The 19,317-nt window shown below is 62.3% G+C and carries 23 protein-coding genes, 1 tRNA gene and 1 pseudogene; 18 read left to right on the top strand and 7 right to left on the bottom strand.

Going from position 1 to position 19,317, the window contains the following annotated elements; genetic code table 11:
- Positions 1–128 precede the first annotated feature (128 nt).
- Genes NX773_RS18080 through gpmA form a run of 3 tightly spaced genes read right to left on the bottom strand, consistent with a single transcriptional unit; the run spans position 129 to position 3,793 of the window.
- Positions 129–1,613, bottom strand: a complete 1,485-nt coding sequence (locus NX773_RS18080) for a S41 family peptidase (RefSeq protein WP_258857689.1) — start codon at positions 1,611–1,613, stop codon at positions 129–131.
- Positions 1,614–1,640: 27 nt separating this feature from the next.
- Positions 1,641–3,044 carry a murein hydrolase activator EnvC family protein gene (locus tag NX773_RS18075; protein ID WP_370662263.1) on the bottom strand — a complete coding sequence of 468 codons (1,404 nt, stop codon included), beginning with the start codon at positions 3,042–3,044 and terminating at the stop codon, positions 1,641–1,643.
- Between the two features lie 2 nt (positions 3,045–3,046).
- Positions 3,047–3,793, bottom strand: a complete 747-nt coding sequence (gpmA, locus tag NX773_RS18070) for a 2,3-diphosphoglycerate-dependent phosphoglycerate mutase (protein ID WP_258857688.1) — start codon at positions 3,791–3,793, stop codon at positions 3,047–3,049.
- An 87-nt stretch (positions 3,794–3,880) separates the two neighbouring features.
- Here gpmA and NX773_RS18065 point away from each other — a divergent pair, with 87 nt between their 5' ends.
- The 4 genes from NX773_RS18065 to NX773_RS18050 all read left to right on the top strand — a co-directional run bounded on the left by NX773_RS18065 (position 3,881) and on the right by NX773_RS18050 (position 6,258).
- Positions 3,881–4,282, top strand: coding sequence for a rhodanese-like domain-containing protein (locus tag NX773_RS18065; RefSeq protein WP_258823021.1), 402 nt, complete (start codon positions 3,881–3,883; stop codon positions 4,280–4,282).
- Positions 4,283–4,306: 24 nt separating this feature from the next.
- The gene (gene grxC / locus NX773_RS18060) at positions 4,307–4,570 is read left to right on the top strand and encodes a glutaredoxin 3 (RefSeq protein WP_258823020.1); all 264 of its coding nucleotides are present in this window, start codon (positions 4,307–4,309) and stop codon (positions 4,568–4,570) included.
- A gap of 122 nt (positions 4,571–4,692) precedes the next feature.
- Complete coding sequence (gene secB / locus NX773_RS18055; RefSeq protein WP_258857687.1) at positions 4,693–5,154, top strand: protein-export chaperone SecB; 462 nt, start codon at positions 4,693–4,695, stop codon at positions 5,152–5,154.
- A 75-nt stretch (positions 5,155–5,229) separates the two neighbouring features.
- Positions 5,230–6,258, top strand: a complete 1,029-nt coding sequence (locus tag NX773_RS18050; protein WP_258857686.1) for an NAD(P)H-dependent glycerol-3-phosphate dehydrogenase — start codon at positions 5,230–5,232, stop codon at positions 6,256–6,258.
- A gap of 141 nt (positions 6,259–6,399) precedes the next feature.
- Here NX773_RS18050 and NX773_RS18045 read toward each other — a convergent pair whose 3' ends face one another.
- Genes NX773_RS18045 through mscL form a run of 4 tightly spaced genes read right to left on the bottom strand, consistent with a single transcriptional unit; the run spans position 6,400 to position 9,096 of the window.
- Positions 6,400–6,780 carry a cupin domain-containing protein gene (locus NX773_RS18045; protein WP_258857685.1) on the bottom strand — a complete coding sequence of 127 codons (381 nt, stop codon included), beginning with the start codon at positions 6,778–6,780 and terminating at the stop codon, positions 6,400–6,402.
- A 14-nt stretch (positions 6,781–6,794) separates the two neighbouring features.
- Positions 6,795–7,487, bottom strand: a complete 693-nt coding sequence (locus NX773_RS18040) for a DUF2461 domain-containing protein (RefSeq protein ID WP_258857684.1) — start codon at positions 7,485–7,487, stop codon at positions 6,795–6,797.
- A 28-nt stretch (positions 7,488–7,515) separates the two neighbouring features.
- Positions 7,516–8,661 carry a Do family serine endopeptidase gene (locus tag NX773_RS18035; protein WP_258857683.1) on the bottom strand — a complete coding sequence of 382 codons (1,146 nt, stop codon included), beginning with the start codon at positions 8,659–8,661 and terminating at the stop codon, positions 7,516–7,518.
- Between the two features lie 21 nt (positions 8,662–8,682).
- Entirely contained in the window at positions 8,683–9,096 is a 414-nt protein-coding gene (mscL, locus tag NX773_RS18030; protein ID WP_258857682.1) for a large conductance mechanosensitive channel protein MscL, read from the bottom strand.
- A gap of 268 nt (positions 9,097–9,364) precedes the next feature.
- On the opposite strand from mscL, the gene petA reads away from it, so the two are divergent.
- The 14 genes and pseudogenes from petA (at position 9,365) to NX773_RS17970 (ending at position 19,303) form a co-directional block, all read left to right on the top strand.
- Positions 9,365–9,979: a ubiquinol-cytochrome c reductase iron-sulfur subunit gene (petA, locus tag NX773_RS18025; RefSeq protein ID WP_258857681.1), complete on the top strand. Its 615-nt coding sequence runs from the start codon at positions 9,365–9,367 to the stop codon at positions 9,977–9,979.
- 2 nt (positions 9,980–9,981) lie between these two features.
- On the top strand, positions 9,982–11,397 hold the full coding sequence (locus NX773_RS18020) for a cytochrome b (RefSeq protein WP_258857680.1): 1,416 nt from the start codon (positions 9,982–9,984) through the stop codon (positions 11,395–11,397).
- Between the two features lie 31 nt (positions 11,398–11,428).
- Positions 11,429–12,190, top strand: coding sequence for a cytochrome c1 (locus NX773_RS18015; RefSeq protein WP_258857679.1), 762 nt, complete (start codon positions 11,429–11,431; stop codon positions 12,188–12,190).
- Positions 12,191–12,300: 110 nt separating this feature from the next.
- The gene (locus NX773_RS18010) at positions 12,301–12,912 is read left to right on the top strand and encodes a glutathione S-transferase N-terminal domain-containing protein (RefSeq protein WP_258823010.1); all 612 of its coding nucleotides are present in this window, start codon (positions 12,301–12,303) and stop codon (positions 12,910–12,912) included.
- A gap of 120 nt (positions 12,913–13,032) precedes the next feature.
- A complete protein-coding gene (locus NX773_RS18005; protein ID WP_258857678.1) occupies positions 13,033–13,515 on the top strand; it encodes a ClpXP protease specificity-enhancing factor in 483 nt (160 codons plus the stop codon).
- An 18-nt stretch (positions 13,516–13,533) separates the two neighbouring features.
- Positions 13,534–13,609, top strand: a tRNA-Thr gene (locus NX773_RS18000).
- A gap of 106 nt (positions 13,610–13,715) precedes the next feature.
- Positions 13,716–14,753: pseudogene (locus tag NX773_RS17995) on the top strand (tyrosine-type recombinase/integrase); the annotation flags it as partial.
- 9 nt (positions 14,754–14,762) lie between these two features.
- On the top strand, positions 14,763–15,122 hold the full coding sequence (locus NX773_RS23645) for an HAD family hydrolase (RefSeq protein ID WP_370662264.1): 360 nt from the start codon (positions 14,763–14,765) through the stop codon (positions 15,120–15,122).
- Complete coding sequence (locus NX773_RS23640) at positions 15,113–15,361, top strand: HAD family hydrolase (protein WP_370662262.1); 249 nt, start codon at positions 15,113–15,115, stop codon at positions 15,359–15,361. Before NX773_RS23645 ends, NX773_RS23640 begins: the two co-directional genes overlap by 10 nt.
- Before the next feature lie 314 nt (positions 15,362–15,675).
- On the top strand, positions 15,676–15,897 hold the full coding sequence (locus tag NX773_RS17990; RefSeq protein ID WP_258857677.1) for a DNA-binding protein: 222 nt from the start codon (positions 15,676–15,678) through the stop codon (positions 15,895–15,897).
- Complete coding sequence (locus tag NX773_RS17985) at positions 15,894–16,697, top strand: helix-turn-helix domain-containing protein (protein WP_258857676.1); 804 nt, start codon at positions 15,894–15,896, stop codon at positions 16,695–16,697. The genes NX773_RS17990 and NX773_RS17985 overlap by 4 nt, the downstream gene beginning before the upstream one ends.
- Before the next feature lie 4 nt (positions 16,698–16,701).
- Positions 16,702–17,457: a P-type conjugative transfer protein TrbJ gene (trbJ, locus tag NX773_RS17980; protein ID WP_258857675.1), complete on the top strand. Its 756-nt coding sequence runs from the start codon at positions 16,702–16,704 to the stop codon at positions 17,455–17,457.
- 18 nt (positions 17,458–17,475) lie between these two features.
- Entirely contained in the window at positions 17,476–17,751 is a 276-nt protein-coding gene (locus NX773_RS17975; RefSeq protein ID WP_258857674.1) for a hypothetical protein, read from the top strand.
- A 1-nt stretch (position 17,752) separates the two neighbouring features.
- On the top strand, positions 17,753–19,303 hold the full coding sequence (locus NX773_RS17970) for a TrbL/VirB6 family protein (protein WP_258857673.1): 1,551 nt from the start codon (positions 17,753–17,755) through the stop codon (positions 19,301–19,303).
- The last annotated feature ends 14 nt before the right edge of the window (positions 19,304–19,317 follow it).

The following is a 19,317-nucleotide window of genomic DNA, read 5'->3' as shown; positions in this document are numbered from 1 at the left end:
ACAAGTGCCCACCCTACGAAAAACGCCAGCGGTGTTGAACGCGTGGGCGGGAGACCGGCCACCCTACGACGCCACTATGTAGGGTGGGCAGGTTTCCTGCCCACGCGTCCAACCGGCGCCAGCCATCCCTACTTCTTCGGCGCGCCCTTCAATTCCACCGGCTTTTTCTCGGTCCCCGGCAGCTCCTTGGGCGCCGCCGCGTCCAGCCCGTCGTCGCCCTTGGCCAGCTTGACCGGCAGTCCCTTGAAGTGGTTGATCGCCTGCGCCAGCTGGAAGTCGTCCTTGCCGCCGTACTCGAGCGGCTTGTGGTTCTTCAAGAGCGCCAGCGCCTGCTGCTCTTCTTCGAGCTCGTCGCGGTGCTTGGTCTTGACCAGCGGCAGCTTGCCGGCGGTTTCGTTGGACAGGTGGTGGTCCAGATCCGCCTCGCGCACCCGCAGCGCGTTCAGGCCGTCGCCGTTTGGCGTTTCATCCACCGCCATGTCGGGTACGATGCCGGTGGCCTGGATCGAGCGGCCGTTCGGCGTGTAGTAGCGCGCCGTGGTCAGCTTGACCGCGGTGTCGGGCGACAGCTGGCGCAGCGTCTGCACCGAGCCCTTGCCGAAGGTCTGGCTGCCCATGACGATGGCGCGCTTGTAATCCTGCAGCGCGCCGGCCACGATCTCGGACGCCGAAGCCGAGCCGGTGTTGACCAGCACCACCATCGGCACCGACTTGAGCGCCGCCGGCAGCCTGGCCAGTGGGTCGCCGCCGCGGTCGGCGTAAAAGTCACGCCGGCCGTAGAAGGCCTGGTTGGAGTCGGCCAGCTGGCCCTTGGTCGAGACGATCACCTGGTCGGTGGGCTTGGGCAGGAAGGCGGCCGACACGCCGATGGCGCTGGGCAGCAGGCCGCCCGGGTCGTTGCGCAGGTCCAGCACCAGGCCCTTGATGTCCGGGTTCTGCGCGTATAGTGCGCTGGTTTTCTTGACCAGCTCGTCCAGGGTCTCTTCCTGGAACTGGCTGATGCGCACCCAGGCGTAGCCGGGCTCGACCAGCTTGGCCTTGACGCTGGCCACGCGCACTTCCTCGCGCGTGATGGGCACCACCCACGGCTTGTCCTCGCCGCGGCGGGCGATGGTGACGGTCACCTTGGAGTGCGGCGCGCCGCGCATCTTGCTCACGGCTTCGTCCAGCGACAGGCCCTTGACCGGGGTGTTGTCGATGCGCGTGATCAGGTCGCCGGGCTTGATGCCGGCACGGTAGGCGGGCGAATCCTCGATCGGCGAAACCACCTTGACGTAGCCGTCTTCCATGGCCACCTCGATGCCCAGGCCGACGAACTTGCCGGCCATGGTCTCGCGCATCTCGCGGAAGGCCTTCTGGTCCAGGTAGATCGAGTGCGGGTCGAGCGAGGCGACCATGCCCGAGATGGCGTCCGACAGCAGCTTCTTGTCGTCCACCGGCTCGACGTAGTCGGTCTTGATCAGGCCATACACGTCGGCCAGCTGGCGCAGCTCGTCCAGCGGCAGCGGCGCGCCCAGATCCTTTTGCGCAAACGCCGAAAACTGGAACGAGGCGGCCACGCCGGCCACCATGCCAAAGCCGATCAGGCCGATGTTCTTCCACTTGTTACCCATGCTGCCTACCCTCTTTGTTCGTTACGGCTAGAACCGCACCCAGCCGGCCGGGTCGAATGGCGCACCAAGGTGGCGCAGCTCGAAATACAGCCCCGACTCCTCGTTGCCCCCGGTGTTGCCGGCGGTGGCGATCGGCTCGCCCGGCTTGACCATGTCGCCCACGTGCTTCAGCAGGGACTGGTTGTTCGCGTAGATCGACAGGTACTGGCCGCCGTGGTCGATGATAATCAAGTTCCCGTAACTTCGCATCCAGCTCGCGAACATCACACGACCCGCCGCAACGGTGCGCACTTCGCTGCCTTCGGCCGCCTTGATGAACATGCCGCGCCACGCCGGTCCGCCGTCGGCGCGCTTGGCGCCGAAGCGGGTCTCGACCTTGCCGGCCACCGGCGGGGCCAGCTTGCCCTTCAGGCTGGCAAAGGCGCCCTCGGGCGCGGCCGGCTGCACGACGCGCGGCGGCGGCGGCTCGCTCCTGGGCGGCGGCGCCTGTTCCACCACCTTGGGCGGCTCCGGCTCGGGCACCGGCCTGGCGCCCGGCTTGCCCTGCTGCGCCAGGCGTTCGCGTTCGGCCCGGGCGCGCGCAGCGGCCAGCGCCTTCGCTTCGGCTTCGGCCTTGGCGCGCGCCGCCGCCAGCGCTTCCTGGCGCTTGCGTTCGGCGGCCGCGGCCGCTTCCTGCTGGCGGATGATGCGCGACAGCTGGTCCACCAGGCCCGACAGGCGCTGTTCGTCGCGTTCCAGCTTGGTGGCCTGCTTGCGCTGCCCGGCCAGCTTGGACGACAGCGAGGCGAGCAGGTTGGCGCGGCGCGCCTTTTCCTTCTCCAGCCTGGCTTTCTGCTCGCGCTGCTCCTGGGCGATGTCTTCCAGGTCTTCCTTGGCGTTCTCGACCTTCTCGCGGTTGGCCTCGACCTGCGCCAGGTTCGCGCGCAGCGACGCCAGCAGCTTGGCCTGCGCCTGCGACACATAGGACATCATCTGCAGGTCGCGGTTGATGCGGTTCGGGTTGTCGCCCGAGAGCAGCAGCTTGATGCGGTCCTCGTTGCCGGCGACATAGTGCTTGCGCAGCAGCGTGGCCAGCTGCTGTTTCTGCGTCTCGATGGTCCTGGCCAGCCGCGCTTGTTCGTCGGCAATCGACTGCAGCCGGGCGTTGGTGTCTTCCTGCTCCTGCGCCAGATCGTGCAGGGCGCGGTTGGCGTCGGAGATCGCTTCCTCGGATTCGGCAAGCAGGTCGCCGGCGTCCTCCTTCTCGCTTTCGGTGCGGCTGATGTCCTTCTTCAGCGCCTGCAGCTGCTGGGCGATGCCGGCGCGGCGCGCCTCGGCCTCGGCCTTCTGCTTTGCGCGCTCGGTGGTGCGCGCATCGGCCAGCGAGGCGCACCCCAGCGCCAGCAACGCGCACAACAGCGCGCTGCCGGACTTCTTCAACGAGGGACGCAAGATTACTTGGCCTTCCCTTGGTTGGCCACCGCCGCCTGCGCCTTGGCGATCGCTTCCGGGTCGCCCAGGTAGTAGTGGCGGATCGGCTTGAGGTCCGCGTCCAGCTCGTACACGAGCGGCTGGCCGTTGGGGATGTTCAGGCCGACGATGTCCTCGTCGCTGATGTTGTCGAGCATCTTGATCAGCGCGCGCAGGCTGTTGCCGTGGGCCGAGATCAGGATCTGCTTGCCGGCGCGGATCGCCGGGGCGATCTCGTCGTTCCAGCACGGCAGCACGCGCGCCACGGTGTCCTTCAGGCACTCGGTCAGCGGAATGGCGGACTTCGGCAGGCCGGCGTAGCGCGGGTCGTTGAACGAGGTGCGCGGATCGTCTGCCTCCAGCGCCGGCGGCGGGGTGTCGTAGCTGCGGCGCCAGACCAGCACCTGCTGGTCGCCGTACTTGGCGGCGGTCTCGGCCTTGTCCAGGCCCTGCAGCGCGCCGTAGTGGCGCTCGTTCAGGCGCCAGTCGTTCTTCACGGGCAGCCACATCAGGTCCATCTCGTCCATCGTCAGCCACAGGGTGCGGATCGCGCGCTTGAGCACCGAGGTGTAGGCCAGGTCGAAGGTGAAGCCGGCCTCGCGCAGCACCTTGCCGGCGCTGCGGGCCTCAGCCACGCCCTTGTCGGTCAGGTCGACGTCGGTCCAGCCGGTGAAGCGGTTGTCCAGGTTCCAGGTCGATTCGCCATGGCGCATGAATACGATTTTGTACATAAGCTCTTCTTGGAAAAAATGATGCGTGAAATATCCGGTCCTGCTTCTATTTTATAATGCTCGGATTCACTTCAACCGGGACCTTACGTGAAATTTATCCTCGACCATATTTTCGTCGTCGCGATCGCCGTGGCTTCTGGCATTGCCCTGCTGTGGCCGGCGCTGCGTCCGGCTGGCCGGCGTGCGACCCCGCTCCAGGTGACCCAGCTGATCAACCGCGGCAAGACCGTCGTGCTGGACGTGCGCAATGCCGACGAGTTTTCCGGCGGCCATCTGCGCGACGCCAAAAACATTCCGCTGGCAGACTTGGCAAACCGCATCGGCGAATTGGACAAGTCGAAAAACCGCACCATCGTGGTCGTGTGCCAGGCCGGCGCCCGCTCGGACAAGGCAGTGCGCCAACTGGCCGCGGCCGGCTTCGAGGATGTCTGGAGCCTGGACGGCGGCGTGTCCGCCTGGCAGGCTGCAGGCTTGCCCGTGACCAAATAATTCCCAGGATTGGAAGGAGTCCGTATGACTGCCCACGTTGTTCTCTACCACACCGCCAGCTGCCCGTACTGCGTGCGCGCCGAACGCCTGCTCGAAGCGAAGGGTGTGACCGACATTGAAAAAATCCGCGTCGACCTCGACCCGGAGCAGCGCCAGATCATGATGCAAAAGACCGGGCGCCGCACCGTGCCCCAGATTTACGTGGGCGAAACCCACGTCGGCGGATTCGACGACTTGTATGCGCTCGATCAGGCCGGGCGTCTGGATCCGCTGTTAAATGGCGGCTGATTGCGCCGCGGCGCCAAAGCTATTGTTTGCAAATTGATTTTGCTACAATTGCCGTCGCGTTTACTTTAAGCACACCCGGAACGGCGGCTTGCCGTTCCCCACACATTTAACGAAAGCGTTCCATGGCTGACGAAAACCTGCAACCCGTATTTCAAATCCAGCGCGTGTACCTGAAGGACATGTCGCTGGAACAACCGAACTCGCCGTCGATCTTCCTCGAGCAGGAAGCCCCGTCGATCGAGGTCTCGCTGGACGTCGGCGCCGAGAGCATCGCCGATGGCATCTACGAAAGCACCGTCACCATCACCGTGACCGCCAAGGTCAAGGACAAGGTCGCGTTCCTGGTCGAAGGCAAGCAGGCAGGCATCTTCGAAGCCCGCAACATCCCGGCTGACCAGATGGACCCGCTGCTGGGCATCGGCTGCCCGAACATCGTGTACCCCTACCTGCGCAGCAACATCGCTGACGTGATCACCCGTGCCGGCTTCCCGCCGGTGCACCTGGCCGAGATCAACTTCGAAGCCTTCTACCAGCAGCGCCAGCAAGCCATGGCTGAAGCCGCCGCTGGCCAGCCGCAGCAGTAAGTCAAGCACGTCCGGTGCGGCAGCCGCCGCGCCGGATCGTCCCGCCATCCGGCCACTCACTTCCGCCGGGTCTCCATGCACGATCCAAAACGACACAAGATCACCGTCCTCGGCGCTGGCGCCTGGGGCACTGCCGTTGCCATTGCCCTGGCCAGCCGCCATGACGTGCTGCTGTGGGGCCGCAATCCGGCGCAAATGGCCACCCTCGAGGCGGCCCGCGAAAACACCGACTACCTGGCCGGCTACCCGCTGCCGCCGGCACTGCGCGTCACTGCCGATTTCGAGCAGGCTTGTGCTCACGTCACGAGCGCCGGGGTGGACGAAGCGCCGCTCCTGATCGCGGCCTGCCCGGTGGCCGGGCTGCGCCCGCTGATGCAGCAGCTGAAGGAGCGCCCGATCCCGAACGTGGTTTGGCTGTGCAAGGGCTTCGAATACGAGACCGGCCTGCTGCCGCACCAGGTGGTGCGCGAGGTGCTGGGCAACGCGGTGCCGTCGGCCGTGCTGTCGGGGCCATCGTTTGCGCAGGAAGTGGCGCGCGGCTTGCCGTGTGCGCTGACGGTCGCGTCCGATTCGGCCGCGCTGCGCGAGCGCGTGGTGTCGGCGGTGCACGGCGGCAGCATCCGCGTCTATGCCTGCGACGACATGGTGGGTGTGGAAGTGGGCGGCGCGGTCAAGAACATCCTGGCGATTGCGACCGGCGCGTCCGATGGCCTGGGGCTGGGGCTCAACGCGCGCGCCGCGCTCATCACGCGCGGGCTGGCCGAGATCACCCGGCTGGGCATTGCGCTGGGCGCCAAGCCGGCCACCTTCATGGGCCTGACCGGCATGGGCGATCTGATCCTGACCTGTACCGGCGACCTGTCGCGCAACCGGCGCGTGGGGCTGGCGCTGGCGCAGGGCAAACCGCTCGAAACCATCGTCGCGGAACTGGGCCACGTGGCCGAAGGCGTGCCGTGCGCCAAGGCAGTGCGCGAGCTGGCGCACAAGCTGGGGGTGGATATGCCGATCACCAATGCGGTGGCCGGCGTGCTGTTCGACGGCGTGAGCGCGTCGTCGATGGTGTCGCAGCTGCTCGCGCGCGACCCGCGCAACGAGCTCGCGTAAAAACGCTCCCTGCGTAGGGTGGGCGGGTTTCCCGCCCACGCGTTCAGCCCCGGCCTGCGTGGCCAGCGCCGCCTGCCCCATTTATCCAGCGATGTTTGAACGCGTGGGCGGCAAAGCCGCCCACCCTGCGGACCCACAGGTTCAGGTATTCGGCGCCCCGCGCGGGTCGCGCGTGGGGCCGCCGCTGTTGTCGCCGGGATGCAGCAAAATGGTCAGCAGCGCCACCGCATCCTTGTTGGCGCGCACCGAGTGCGGCTCGCCGGCGGCCAGGTACACCATTTCGTTCGGCTGCAGGATGGTGGTGCGTCCGTGCGCATCGAACGCGATCTCGCCTTCCAGGCACAAGAGCGTCATCTCGCCCTCGACCCGGTGCTCGGGCAGCGGCTTGTCGCGGGTGACGACCAGCCGGATCAGCTCCATGTGATCGGTCTTAATCAGCGCCACCGAGGTAAAGTTAGCAATGTCGTCTTCGCCGCGTTGCAGCTTGATCCGCTCGCCCGATGCCGCGTGTTGCAAGGCCATGTCACTCTCCCGGTTTATTCCTGTTGCGCCGTTTGTGGAACCCCGCGCAGCCACGTGACCAGCGCAAAGGCGTCCTTGAATCCGCGCGCGAGCTGCGGCACCAGCTTTTCGGGTGCGTTCAGGTCGAGCGGCTGCTCCACCCACACGAAATAGCTTTTGAGCTTGAGGTACTCGACCAGCGGATGATCGGGGTCGAAGCCCTTGGGCGGCCGCTGCAACTTGCCTTCGTCCTCGCGCAGGCTGCCGTAGGTCTCGCGCAGATGCTTATTCTTCAACATTTTGGCGAAGCCTGTCGCATCGTTGACGACGTGCTCGCGGATCGCCTTCAGGCGCGGCGCAGGCGGCATGTATTCGCCGGCGCCGAACAGCAGCCTGCCATCGCCTTCGATGTGGAAGTAATAGGTGGGACCACCGGCTTCGCTCGGGCGCCGCTTGTCCTTGGGCGCAACGCCGGCCGAGAAGTAGGTCTTGTACGGCGTCTTGTCGTTCGAAAACCGGGTGTCGCGGTAGATGCGGAAGATCGCCTTCTTCGGGTCGCAGGCCGCCACTTCCTTGTCGAACTTCGACAGCTCGCGGATCAGTTCCGTCACCACTTCGTGGAACTCGGTGCGCAGGATATCGAAGCGCGGTTTGTTCCAGAGGAACCAGGGGCGGTTGTTGTTCTCGCCCAGCTCGGTTAAAAACTGCGTAAGGTCGCGCAGGTGCATGGCATCCCTTTATCGTTGTTGTTGCTTGTTATTCGACCTGGCGCGGGCGCCGGCCAACGGTCACGTCCAGCACCGACTCACGGTTCTTGCGCATCACGGTCATCCTGGCCTTGCCGCCCGGCTGCAGCTGGGCGATCAGGTTGAGCATGTCGCTGGTGTTGGCAACCGGCTTGCCCTCGACCTTGAGCAGGATGTCGCCCGGCCGCATGCCCGCCTTGTCGGCCGGCCCGCCGCGCACCACCCCGGCGATGATCGCGCCGCTTTGCCGTCCCAGGCCAAAGCTGTCGGCCAGTTCCGGCGTGATGTCCTGCGACTCGATGCCGATCCAGCCGCGCACCACCTGGCCGTGCTGGATGATCTGCTCGAGCACCATCCGGGCGGTGGACACGGGAATGGCAAAGCCGATGCCCACCGAGCCGCCGGTCTGCGAATAGATCGCCGAATTGATGCCCAGCAGGTTGCCGTTGCTGTCCACCAGCGCGCCACCCGAGTTGCCGAAGTTGATCGCGGCGTCGGTCTGGATGAAGTTTTCGAAGTGGTTGATGTGCAGGTTGTTGCGCCCGAGCGCAGAGATGATGCCCATCGTGACCGTCTGGCCCACGCCGAACGGGTTGCCGATCGCCAGCACCACGTCGCCCACGCGCGCCTGCTCCACCTGCCCCATCACCATCACCGGCAAGTTGCGCGCCTTGATGCGGATGACGGCCAGGTCGGTCTCGGGATCGGTGCCGACGATGGTCGCCGCTTCCTTGCGCCCGTCGGCCAGGCCGACCTCGATCTCGTCCGCCGCTTCCACCACGTGGTAGTTGGTCAGGATGTAGCCGTCGGCGCTGACGATCACCCCCGAGCCCAGGCTGGCCAGCTGCTCCTCGGGCGGGCGGTCGCCGAAAAAGCGCTTGAAGAACGGATCCTTGAGCATGGGGTGCGAGTTGCGCAGCGCCTTGCTCGTCAAGACATTGACCACCGCCGGCATCGCCCGGCCCGCCGCCTCGCGGTAGCTGCCGGGCACCGGCGCGGGGCCGGCCTGCAGCACCGGCACCGAGCGCTGCCCTGTGCCCACCTGCACCTGCGTCACCTGCCGCCCGAGCCATTCCGGCCGCAGTGCGGCCACCACCATGTACAAACCCAGCGCAACGGTGACGGTCTGGGCAAAGATCAACCAAAAGCGTTTCATCGGCGACGGCGGTGCCTCATGTCATTTTCTCAGCGAGTCCCGGATCTCGCGCAGCAGCAGGATCTCTTCGGCCGGTCCGGCAGGTTCGGGCTGGGGGGCCGGGGCGCGCACGCGGCTCACCAGCCGCACCATCTGGAAGATGATGAACGCCAGGATCACGAAGTTCAGCAGCACGGTGAGGAAATTGCCGTACGCGAACACCGCGCCCGCCTTCTTCGCCTCGGCCAAGGGCAAGCCATAGGCCTGGTGGTTGAGCGGGACGTAGTAGCTCGAAAAGTCGAGCCCGCCGATCAGCAGGCTGATGGGCGGCATGATGATGTCCGCCACCAGCGAATCGACGATCTTGCTGAACGCCGCACCGATGATCACGCCGACCGCGAGGTCGATCATGCTCCCTTTCATCGCAAAACGCTTGAAATCTTCCAGCATCGCCATGTTTAGTCCTTGTGGGGAGAGGTTTTGTCAATTGTGCAGCACGATGATACCCCAAGCCATCGGCCTGCGGCAGCCCGTCCCTGCGCCGGCCGGGCACGCGGACGTATTGACGGCCCCGGCCAGCGGGCGGGAATGTCTGATTTTCGTTTTCTTGTAGACAAGGTAATTCTTTTTTCTTTAGTTAAGTTCCCCATTCACATATAATTTTGGGTTGCTGGAAGCTCTTTATTGATTCTTAAAAGATTCGTATTTAACGGAGTGGATTGGTATGAGTAACGATAAGCAGGTCGATTCAGGCCGACGCGGCCTGCTCGCAGCGACATGCGCGGCGGGCGGGGTAGTCGGTGTTTCCACGGCGGGAGTCCTAGTGAGCACCTTCCAGCCATCGGAGCGCGCAAAAGCAGCCGGCGCGCCGGTCGAGGTGGACATCTCGGACGTGAAACCAGGCGAGATGAAAGTTGTCGAATGGCGCGGCAAGCCGGTATGGATCATGCGCCGCACGCCGGAACAAATGGCCAGCCTGCAGAAGAACGACGACAAGGTCGCCGATCCGCACTCCGACAAGAGCTACCAGATGCCGATGCCGGAATACTGCAAGAACGAAGCCCGTTCCCGCGCCGAGCACAAGGATGTGCTGGTGACGGTGGGCATCTGCACGCACCTGGGCTGCTCGCCCTCGTCGCGTTTTGCCGAAGGCCCGCAGCCGAACCTGCCGGACGACTGGCACGGCGGCTTCCTGTGCCCCTGCCACGGTTCGACCTTCGACCTGGCCGGCCGCGTGTTCAAGAACAAGCCTGCCCCGCTGAACCTCGATATCCCTCCGTATATGTTCCTGTCGGATAACAAGATCCTGATCGGCAAAGACGAGAAAGGCGAGGCATAAACATGGCTACCGCATTCAAAGAGACCAAGCTGCCGGCCGAAGCACCGGCAGGCAAGAAGGCACTGGCGTGGGTCGATGACCGCTTCCCGCTCACCAAGCTGTGGAACGACCAGTGGGGCAGCTACTACGCGCCCAAGAACTTCAACCTCTGGTACATCTTCGGCTCGCTGGCCATGCTGGTACTGGTGCTGCAGATCGTCACCGGCATCTTCCTGACCATGCACTACAAGCCGGACGCCAACCTGGCATTCGGCTCGGTCGAATACATCATGCGTGAAGTGCCGTGGGGCTGGCTGGTGCGTTACATGCACTCGACCGGCGCATCGGCCTTCTTCATCATCGTGTACCTGCACATGACCCGGGGCCTGCTGTACGGTTCGTACCGCAAGCCGCGCGAGCTGATCTGGCTGTTCGGCTTTGCGATCTTCCTGTGCCTGATGGCCGAAGCCTTCTTCGGCTACCTGCTGCCGTGGGGCCAGATGTCGTACTGGGGCGCCCAGGTGATCGTGAACCTGTTTGGCGCGATCCCGTTCATCGGCCCGGACCTGTCGCTGTGGATCCGCGGCGACTACGTCGTCTCCGATGCCACCCTGAACCGCTTCTTCGCGTTCCACGTGATCGCAATCCCGCTGGTCCTGCTGGGCCTGGTGGCTGCGCACCTGATCGCACTGCACGAAGTGGGCTCGGGCAACCCGGACGGCGTGGAAGTCAAAGAGAACATCGGCGAAGACGGCCACCCGGTGGACGCGATTCCGTCGCACCCGTACTACACCACCAAGGACCTGTTCGGCGCCTCGGTGTTCCTGCTGATCTTCTCGTCGGTGGTGTTCTTTGCGCCGGAAATGGGCGGCTTCTTCCTGGAATACAACAACTTCCTGCCGGCCGACTCGATGAAGACCCCGCCGCACATTGCGCCGACCTGGTACTTCACCCCGTTCTACTCGGTGCTGCGCGCCACCACCGCGGACTTCATGTGGGTGGTGATGGCTGGCCTGGCCGCCTACGTCGTGTTCATCTGGCTCAAGTCGCGCCTGTCGTTCAAGACCAAGGCAACCATCGCCGGCGTGGCCGTGCTGGCCGAAATCGGCATGCTGCCGCAAGTGCTGGACGCGAAGTTCTGGGGCGTGGTGCTGTTCGGTTCGGCCGTGGTGATCCTGGCTGGCCTGCCGTGGCTGGACAAGTCGCCGGCCAAGTCGATCCGTTATCGTCCGAGCTGGCACAAGCTCGTGTACCTGGTGTTCGGCATTGCGTTCGTCACGCTCGGCTACCTCGGCACCCAGCTGCCGACCCCGGCCTTCACGCTGATCGCCCAGGCTTGCACCTTGCTGTACTTTAGCTTCTTCCTCCTGATGCCGTGGTGGAGCACGATGGGCACGTTCAAGACCGTGCCCAAGCGCGTGACCTTCACGCCGCATTAATCGCCATTCGGAAAGAGCAAAGGACAACAAGATGAAACTCCATCAGAAACTGATCGCCGTCCTGGCCTTGCTGCCCGGACTGGCATTCGCGAACGAAGCCGGCTTCGCGCTGGACCGTGCGCCGGAAACGACGAGCGTGGCGTCGCTGCAGAATGGCGCCAAGCTGTTCGTCAACTACTGCCTGAACTGCCACTCGGCCAACGCCATGCGTTACAACCGCCTGCGCGACCTTGGCCTGACCGAAGACCAGATCAAGAACAACCTCTTGTTCTCGGCCGACAAAGTGGGCGCCATGATGACCGTGGCCATCAAGCCGGAAGACGCCAAGGCCTGGTTCGGCGCGGTGCCGCCGGACCTGTCGGTGATCGCGCGCGCCAAGGCCTCCGGTGCGGGCTCGGGTGCAGACTACCTGTACACTTACCTGCGCACCTTCTACAAGGACGACGCGCGCCCGACCGGCTGGAACAACATGGTCCTGCCGAACGCGGCAATGCCGCACGCGCTGTGGCAGCTGCAGGGTGTGCAGACCGCCAAGTTCGAGGAAGTGGCCGACCCGCATGAGCCAGGCAAGAAGATCCACAAGTTCGTGGGCTTCGAGCAGGTGACCCCGGGCCAGATGAACAAGGCCGAGTACGACGCGGCCGTGGGCGACCTGGTGGCCTACCTGAACTGGATGGCCGAGCCGGCGCAGAACACGCGCAAGAAACTGGGCGCGATCGTGGTGCTGTTCCTGGCCGCGTTTGCGTTCCTGGCATGGCGCCTGAACGAGTCGTATTGGAAAGAAGTTAAGTAACCATCTTTCTTTTGCATTGCCCGATTCTATATAATCTGGGCAATGTGCATTTTTGGGGGTGAGCCGCACACGCGCTTCACCCCTTTGTTTCTTATAAGGAACTATAAACCATGATGGTTCTCTACTCCGGCACCACGTGCCCGTTCTCGCAGCGCTGCCGCCTGGTCCTGTTCGAAAAGGGCATGGACTTCGAGGTGCGTGACGTCGACCTGTTCAACAAGCCGGAAGACATCTCGACGATGAATCCCTACGGCCAGGTGCCGATCCTGGTCGAGCGCGAGCTGATCCTGTACGAATCGAACATCATCAACGAGTACATCGACGAGCGCTTCCCGCATCCGCAGCTGATGCCGGCCGACCCCTTGATGCGCGCGCGCGCGCGCCTGATGCTGTTCAACTTCGAGAAAGAGCTGTTCGTGCACGTGCACACCCTCGAAGGCGAGCGCAACAAGGCCAACGACAAGGCGCAGGACAAGGCGCGTGCCGAGATCCGCGACCGCCTGACCACGCTGGCGCCGCTGTTCCTCAAGAACAAATACATGCTCGGCGACGAATTCTCGATGCTGGACGTGGCGATTGCCCCGCTGCTCTGGCGCCTGGACCACTACGGCATCGAGCTGTCCAAGACCGCGGCGCCGCTGATGAAGTATGCGGAGCGCATCTTCTCGCGCCCGGCCTACATCGAAGCGCTGACCCCGTCCGAGAAGGTGATGCGCCGCTGATGGCGTCTCGCGCGTGCCGCCCGGCGCGCGCGATCCTTCCAATGCCGGTGTACGTACCGACGCCTGCGGGCCAATCGCAGTACACTGGCGTGACTTCGGTCCCCTTCCCTGCGAACACACATGTCTGACATTTCCACCAAGCCCTATCTGTTGCGTGCCATCTACGAGTGGTGTACCGACAGCGGCTACACGCCGCACATTGCCGTCAAGGTTGACGCGGCGACCACGGTCCCGATGGAATACGTGCGCAAGGGCGAGATCGTTCTGAACATCAGCTACGGCGCCACGTCGGGGCTGAAGATGGACAACGACGCGATCCACTTCCGGGCGCGCTTCAACGGCGTCTCGCGCGAGATCTATATTCCGGTGCAGAACGTGCTGGCGATCTACGCCAACGAAAACGGCCAGGGCATGGCGTTCGAGGTGAACCAGACCGCGGCCGAGATGGCGCCGCCGCGCGAGCCTGCTGAGAACGTGTCTGCCGCGCTGGCCCCGGTGCCGGCCGCCGAGACCCGCCCCGCCGAGCTGTCGCATGTGCCCGACGACGACGGCACCGAGCCGCCCAAGAAAGGCGGCAGGCCAACGCTGACCAGGGTTAAATAGCGTATAATCCGGCGCGAAGCCGGCTTAGCTCATTTGGTAGAGCAGTTGATTTGTAATCATCAGGTGACCCGTTCGATTCGGGTAGCCGGCACCAAAAATTAGCTTTGAAAACAATGCCTTAGGTTGAGTTAGCCTAAGGCATTTGTCTTTGTTGATCGCAAAAAGTACACTTTCAGTACACTCAGCAGTCACAGAGGCTCATGGCTACCATCGTTCTTACCCCTTCCGGCACCTATAAGGCACTCGTCCGTATGCGAGGGTGGCCGACCACTTCCAAAACTTTTCGTCTCAAGCGCGACGCTGTCGATTGGGCTCGCCGAACTGAAGATGAGATGGTTCGCGGCGTGTACATTTCACGAAGCGGTTCAGAGCGCATGACCCTGCAGGAAGCGCTGCAGAGATACCTGGTCGAGGTAACGCCAACCAAGAAGCCAGCTACCCAACGCAGTGAGAAGATCACGGCCCAGCATTTGATCGGCTACCTCGGTAAGTATTCGATGGCAGCACTGAGCAGTGAACTCGTGGCGTCTTACCGAGACCACCGCCTCGCGGCAGGCAAGTCAAACAACACAGTTCGGATCGAACTGGCGATGCTAAGCAACCTCTTCACTGTTGCAATGCAGGAATGGGGACTCGGCCTGACACACAATCCCGTCGCAACAATTCGCAAACCGAGCCCTGGCAAGAGCCGTGATCGCCGGCTGACTGGCGATGAAGAGCAGCGGCTGATCGAAGCTGTCGAGGCTCATAGCAATCCGATGCTAGCGTGGGTCGTGACCCTAGCAATCGAGACAGGGATGAGACAGTCCGAGATTTTGAATCTGCGGCTACAAAACGTCGATCTGCAAAGCCGCGTTGTTCGCTTGTCCGACACGAAAAACAATACGGCTCGCACGGTCCCTTTAAAGGCGGCCGCGACCGCCGCACTTAGGAGTGCAATCGATAACCCCATCCGGCCGAAAGAGACCGACCTTGTATTTTTCGGGGAGCCAGGGCGCGATGGAATTCGGCGTCCATACCAATTCAACAAAATTTGGGGCGAGATCAAGGCCTCCCTTGGCATCGCTGACCTGCACTTCCACGATCTGCGCCATGAGGCCGTGAGCCGTCTGGTTGAAGGTGGTCTCAGCGATCAGGAAGTTGCATCTATCAGCGGCCATAAGTCGATGCAAATGCTTCGCCGATACACGCATCTGCGTGCAGAGGACCTGGTAACGAAGCTCGACGGCTTGGCGAAGGTTCGAGCTGTGGTTTTCGATGTGTACGGTACGATCGCCGCCATCAACGACAAGCGCAGCCCATTCGCTCGGTTACTGCAGATAGGCGCGGCGAAAGGGCGCGCCAGGACTAAGGGTGATTCCAGAACGCTTATGACGCATCCTTGGAGCTTGCGCGGAGCGGCGGAGTTCCTTGGCATTGAACTGACGCCGGCCGAATTGGAAGAACTGGAACACGATCTCGAAGCAGAGCTGGATTCGATCACGCTGTACCCTGACGCAGTTCCTACTATGCGGGCGTTGCAGCGCAGGGGCATCAAAATCGCCCTGTGTTCTAACCTGGCTGAACCTACGCTGAGCCAATCACGCGCCTCCTTCCAATGCAATTAGATGCCTATGCCTGGAGCTTCGCCCATCAAGCAATCAAGCCTGATCGCAGTTTCTATGACAACGTGTGCGGGATGCTGATGTGCGCCTCGAACCAAGCTCTAATGGTTGGCGATACCCCATCTGCTGACGTTGACGGGCCACGTCTCGCGGGTATGCAATCAGTGTTATTGGACCGAACACAGGTTTACAACACTGAACAAAATATTTCCTCTTTGGCGAGTCTCCTGAACATGCTTTGATCGTCTGAGGTTGCGTCCATTCGGCATTTTCGCCACAGGTGAAAAATATTTTCCAGGCTTCAATTGGCTAATATTGGGGAGTTTTAACAATAATTGGCGCTATAATTGTTTTTATAATAATAAGACCCGTAACCCGTTGATTCTGCAGCGGTTTTATATTTCCAAAACTGAGCTTTTGGTATCCCGCCTTTGCGAATTCGGGTTTTCCTAAATTAGCCCCGTTTGGACTAAATTTCCTCAAAATTGTGTAATTTCGCTTAGTTGACGCAACATTTTGGTCAATTTATCTTGGCTCCACCAAATAGGAGCCAATTATGACCACTGAAGAAATTCTGATTCAACGATACGGCGTATTACTTTCTCTCCGCGACTGCGCAGAACTCTTTTGCCGCAGTGCAGAAGGGCTGCGTGTCACGCTCGCCGGCAACAACGAGTTTGCAAACCGCATTCGCCCCGCAAAGGTCAAGATCGGGCGCCGCGTCCTGTTCAAAGCCAGCGTAATCAGCCAGATATTGGATGACGCGCAAGGCCAATGAGTATCCGCGCCATGAACTGGGCCTGGGCACAAGAACTCCCACCGACGCCAAAGTTGATCTTAATGGCGTTAGCCGATGCGGCTAACGACAGGGACGAATGTTGGCCAGGAATTCCGTTCATCGCTCGCAAATGCTGCGTGTCCGAGCGCACGGTTCAGCGGGTGCTACAAGATTTCGACGCCACCAAGCTGATGTCGATTGAACCTCAGTTCGACCGAAGGAACGGCCGGCGCACCTCCAATAAATACCGCCTCAATATCACCCCAGAGGCCTACCCCGACAATTTGTCACCCCTTCGCCAAAGCAAAGAAACAGCTGGTGGAGGTTTGTCAGGCTCGATGGTGTCAGGTCCTGTCACCTACGTAGGTGACATAGCTGTGTCACCGCCAGAACCACAACATGAATCTGAACAACAACCACTACACATTCCGAACGCCTTATCCAAGCTAGAACGACAAGGGGTTACGTCGCTCGCTCGCGCGCTACCACGCGAAGACGCGCAAGCCTTGCTCGATGAGTTAGCTGATGCTTTGGAGACCGCAACCATCAGGACGAACGCCATGCGATGGTTCCGTGGCCTCGTCACGAAATATCGCAAGGGCCAATTCGTAGCCACGGGAGGGGTTCGAGTCGCTGCCCGACGAGCACGCCAAGAAGAATCCTCGTCAGTCATTCCAGAGACTACTTCACGGCCGACAGACCCGGCCACGGCTAAGCAAGCGCTGGCCCAGATAAAAGGATTCATAGGTAGCCATCACCCAACTGCACATACGACATCCGTCAACCACACTAAAGAGTGAATCAATGAAACCGAAAGCCGTACTTCCATCTCTCGCTTTTGCCATCTCATCGATTGCCAGCGCTGGCAGCGTCGCCGGTTTTGGTGGCTCGACTGAGGTGACACAGATCCTCAACAACGTTGAGCTGGTCAACCAATCAGCCCAGATGTATCAGCAGGTCCAGAACACGCTGCAGCAGGTGATGATGGAAAAACAGCAGCTGCAGAACCTGATGGCCGCGCCGGCGCAAACCTGGGGCCAGGCCCAGCAGGAACTGGCGGCTTTAGCCGCCTTAGTGAATAAGACGGCTGCCCTGTCTTACGCGGGCGGGAACATCGACCAGATGTTCAAGCAGAAATTTCCGGGTTTCGCCAAGACAGCGGGCAATACGAACTTCGGCGGAAAGTTCCAGAGCCTGGTCCAGACGCAGCTGGACGGTCTTAATTCGGCCCTGCAGGCGGCCGGCCTGCAGTCTTCACAGTTTGCCAACGAGCGCTCCGCCATCCAGCAGATTCAGAACATGTCGGCCGGATCGCAAGGTGCTCTGGCTGCGATGCAAGCCGGAAACATGATAGCTAGTCAACAAATTGACCAGCTGCAGAAGCTGCGCCAGCTCTACATGTCGCAGATGCAGGCACAAAACTCTTACATGGCCGGCCAGGTGCAGGCACAGGCCGACCAGACCGACGCCGTACAGACGTTTATGAACCAAGGTAACGGCAAAGTCCGCAAGTGGGGTGAATCGGGCTTCGTCGGGTTCGGTACTTCTGTAAAGAATTAATTCTGTAAAGGGCACAAAATGACTAGCACGCAAAAGAAATGGATTTCCCTGGCTCTGGCTGTGGGCCTGGTCGCCCTGGTGTCGATCCTGACCGGCTGCGGCAGAAAGGAAGCCGAGCAAGTCGAGGCAAAGAACAAGGCCGCGGCTGCGAGCGCATTTATGCACCAGGGGAACGGCAAGGTGCGCAAGTGGGGTGAATCGGGCTTCGTCGGGTTCAGCAGCAAGGACTTGAAACCGGCCGGCAGCGCGAGAGCAGCGGCCGAAAGCAGCGAGGCCAGCAATGCGAAAAAGTAACTTGATCCTCGTGTTGTTCCTTGGCCTGGCGCTCTGCTCCACGGCTGCGATGGCTGCCCCTGGCACGCAGGCCGACATGGGCCAGTTCCTGTCGCAGTATCAGGCCGCGTCTGCCAAGTTCAGCGACAAAATCCTGACGGCGGCCAAATGGATCGCCGTCACGCTCGGAACCATCGACCTGACGTTGTTGTTGACGATGAAGATGCTCAACGGGGAAGGGCCGCAGGAAATGCTGGTTGCGATCATCGGCCGCGTGATGTGGTACGGCTTCCTGTCCTTCCTGATGAACATTTCGACGATGACGGCCCTCATCACTGGCTTTCAGACCTTGGGCGAACAGTCCAGCGGAATCAGTGTCTTGAGTCCGTCCGACATCTTCTGGCAAGGCGTCGATATGGTGTCCCTGCTCATGCAGAAATTTTCCGACAGCGCCAACATCGGCGGCGTGCCGGTCCCGGCCGGCGTGGCGGCGGCCGCTAACCCAATGGTGGCCTTCCTCATCGCCATCGTCATCATCCTGATCGTGGGTGCCTTCTTGGTGCTGACAGCACAGTACGCCGTGATCCTGGTCCAGATGTACTTCTACCTGGCGTGCTACCCGCTCATCATCGCGATGGGCAGCATCAAGCATGGCCGCGACATGACCACCAAGGCCATTTCTGGCGCCATCGTGATCGGCGTTCGCTTCCTGGCGATCTACTTCGTGCTGTTCGCCGCGCAACAGCTGACAAGCGCGATGGAAAGCCAGCTTCAGAACTTCTCCATCATCGACCTGACGCCCATGTGGGCGGTATTCGGCAGTTCGGCTTTGCTCGCCTTCATCGCCTTGAAAGCGCCGCAGATGGCGGCTGACCTGATCGGCGGCACGGCGTCCCTGTCAGGCGGCGATGCGGTGGGTGCGGCGACCGTCGCCGGTGGCGCGGTCGGCGCGCTGGCTGGCGGGGCGGCCGGCCTGGCGATGAATACAGGCAGCAGCGTCACCAGCGCCATCAAGGCCGGGGGCGCGGCTATCGACCAGGCGCGGGCCAGTGGCGCAAGCAATTTCGGCAGTCTGGCGCTCGGCGCGGCGGGCGCGCTCGCCAGTGCGGGCGCTGGGGCTGCAGCTGAAGGCATCCGGGGCTTCGGTGGCCCATCCTCTGGCACGAGCCTCGCGGATCGGATCAGCAGCAAGACCGCCAGCATTACCGAGGCCAAGGCCGCCGGCAGCCCTGCGCCGTCCGTGCCAGGTGGCCAACCGCCGGCGCCTCCCAGGGCGGACACGCCAGCAGCAGGTCAGAAGACGGTGGCTCCAGTTGCGCTTGGGACAGCTGGCGCACCTAGCGCGAATGCCGGCCCCACAGCAGTCCGAGACACGCCACGTGCGCCAGCCGCACCTGTAGCAACTACCCAAACACTGGCGCCGCCCGGACCTACAAATCAGCCCGCGCAAAGCAGCGCACCTCGCCAACCTAGTGTCGGGCAGGACTTCGCTAACAACCTAGTCAACGAGCTGAAACAGGCTGACCAGGCCGGCGGCGCGGCCGTCAATATTCAGGCCCCAAATCATGAATAACGACATGAACCACT

Source organism: Massilia solisilvae, from assembly GCF_024753215.1.
Classification (GTDB): domain Bacteria; phylum Pseudomonadota; class Gammaproteobacteria; order Burkholderiales; family Burkholderiaceae_D; genus Telluria; species Telluria solisilvae.
The sequence above is the reverse complement of the archived record's forward strand: the minus strand, read 5'-3'. Positions and strand labels throughout refer to the sequence as shown.

Coding starts and splice junctions, on each gene's coding strand:
- NX773_RS18080 (WP_258857689.1), bottom strand. CDS start 1,613: ATGGGTAACAAGTGGAAGAACATCGGCCTGATCGGCTTTGGCATGGTG.
- gpmA (WP_258857688.1), bottom strand. CDS start 3,793: ATGTACAAAATCGTATTCATGCGCCATGGCGAATCGACCTGGAACCTG.
- grxC (WP_258823020.1), top strand. CDS start 4,307: ATGACTGCCCACGTTGTTCTCTACCACACCGCCAGCTGCCCGTACTGC.
- secB (WP_258857687.1), top strand. CDS start 4,693: ATGGCTGACGAAAACCTGCAACCCGTATTTCAAATCCAGCGCGTGTAC.
- NX773_RS18050 (WP_258857686.1), top strand. CDS start 5,230: ATGCACGATCCAAAACGACACAAGATCACCGTCCTCGGCGCTGGCGCC.
- NX773_RS18045 (WP_258857685.1), bottom strand. CDS start 6,780: ATGGCCTTGCAACACGCGGCATCGGGCGAGCGGATCAAGCTGCAACGC.
- NX773_RS18040 (WP_258857684.1), bottom strand. CDS start 7,487: ATGCACCTGCGCGACCTTACGCAGTTTTTAACCGAGCTGGGCGAGAAC.
- NX773_RS18035 (WP_258857683.1), bottom strand. CDS start 8,661: ATGAAACGCTTTTGGTTGATCTTTGCCCAGACCGTCACCGTTGCGCTG.
- mscL (WP_258857682.1), bottom strand. CDS start 9,096: ATGGCGATGCTGGAAGATTTCAAGCGTTTTGCGATGAAAGGGAGCATG.
- petA (WP_258857681.1), top strand. CDS start 9,365: ATGAGTAACGATAAGCAGGTCGATTCAGGCCGACGCGGCCTGCTCGCA.
- NX773_RS18020 (WP_258857680.1), top strand. CDS start 9,982: ATGGCTACCGCATTCAAAGAGACCAAGCTGCCGGCCGAAGCACCGGCA.
- NX773_RS18015 (WP_258857679.1), top strand. CDS start 11,429: ATGAAACTCCATCAGAAACTGATCGCCGTCCTGGCCTTGCTGCCCGGA.
- NX773_RS18010 (WP_258823010.1), top strand. CDS start 12,301: ATGATGGTTCTCTACTCCGGCACCACGTGCCCGTTCTCGCAGCGCTGC.
- NX773_RS18005 (WP_258857678.1), top strand. CDS start 13,033: ATGTCTGACATTTCCACCAAGCCCTATCTGTTGCGTGCCATCTACGAG.
- NX773_RS23640 (WP_370662262.1), top strand. CDS start 15,113: ATGCAATTAGATGCCTATGCCTGGAGCTTCGCCCATCAAGCAATCAAG.
- NX773_RS17990 (WP_258857677.1), top strand. CDS start 15,676: ATGACCACTGAAGAAATTCTGATTCAACGATACGGCGTATTACTTTCT.
- NX773_RS17985 (WP_258857676.1), top strand. CDS start 15,894: ATGAGTATCCGCGCCATGAACTGGGCCTGGGCACAAGAACTCCCACCG.
- trbJ (WP_258857675.1), top strand. CDS start 16,702: ATGAAACCGAAAGCCGTACTTCCATCTCTCGCTTTTGCCATCTCATCG.
- NX773_RS17975 (WP_258857674.1), top strand. CDS start 17,476: ATGACTAGCACGCAAAAGAAATGGATTTCCCTGGCTCTGGCTGTGGGC.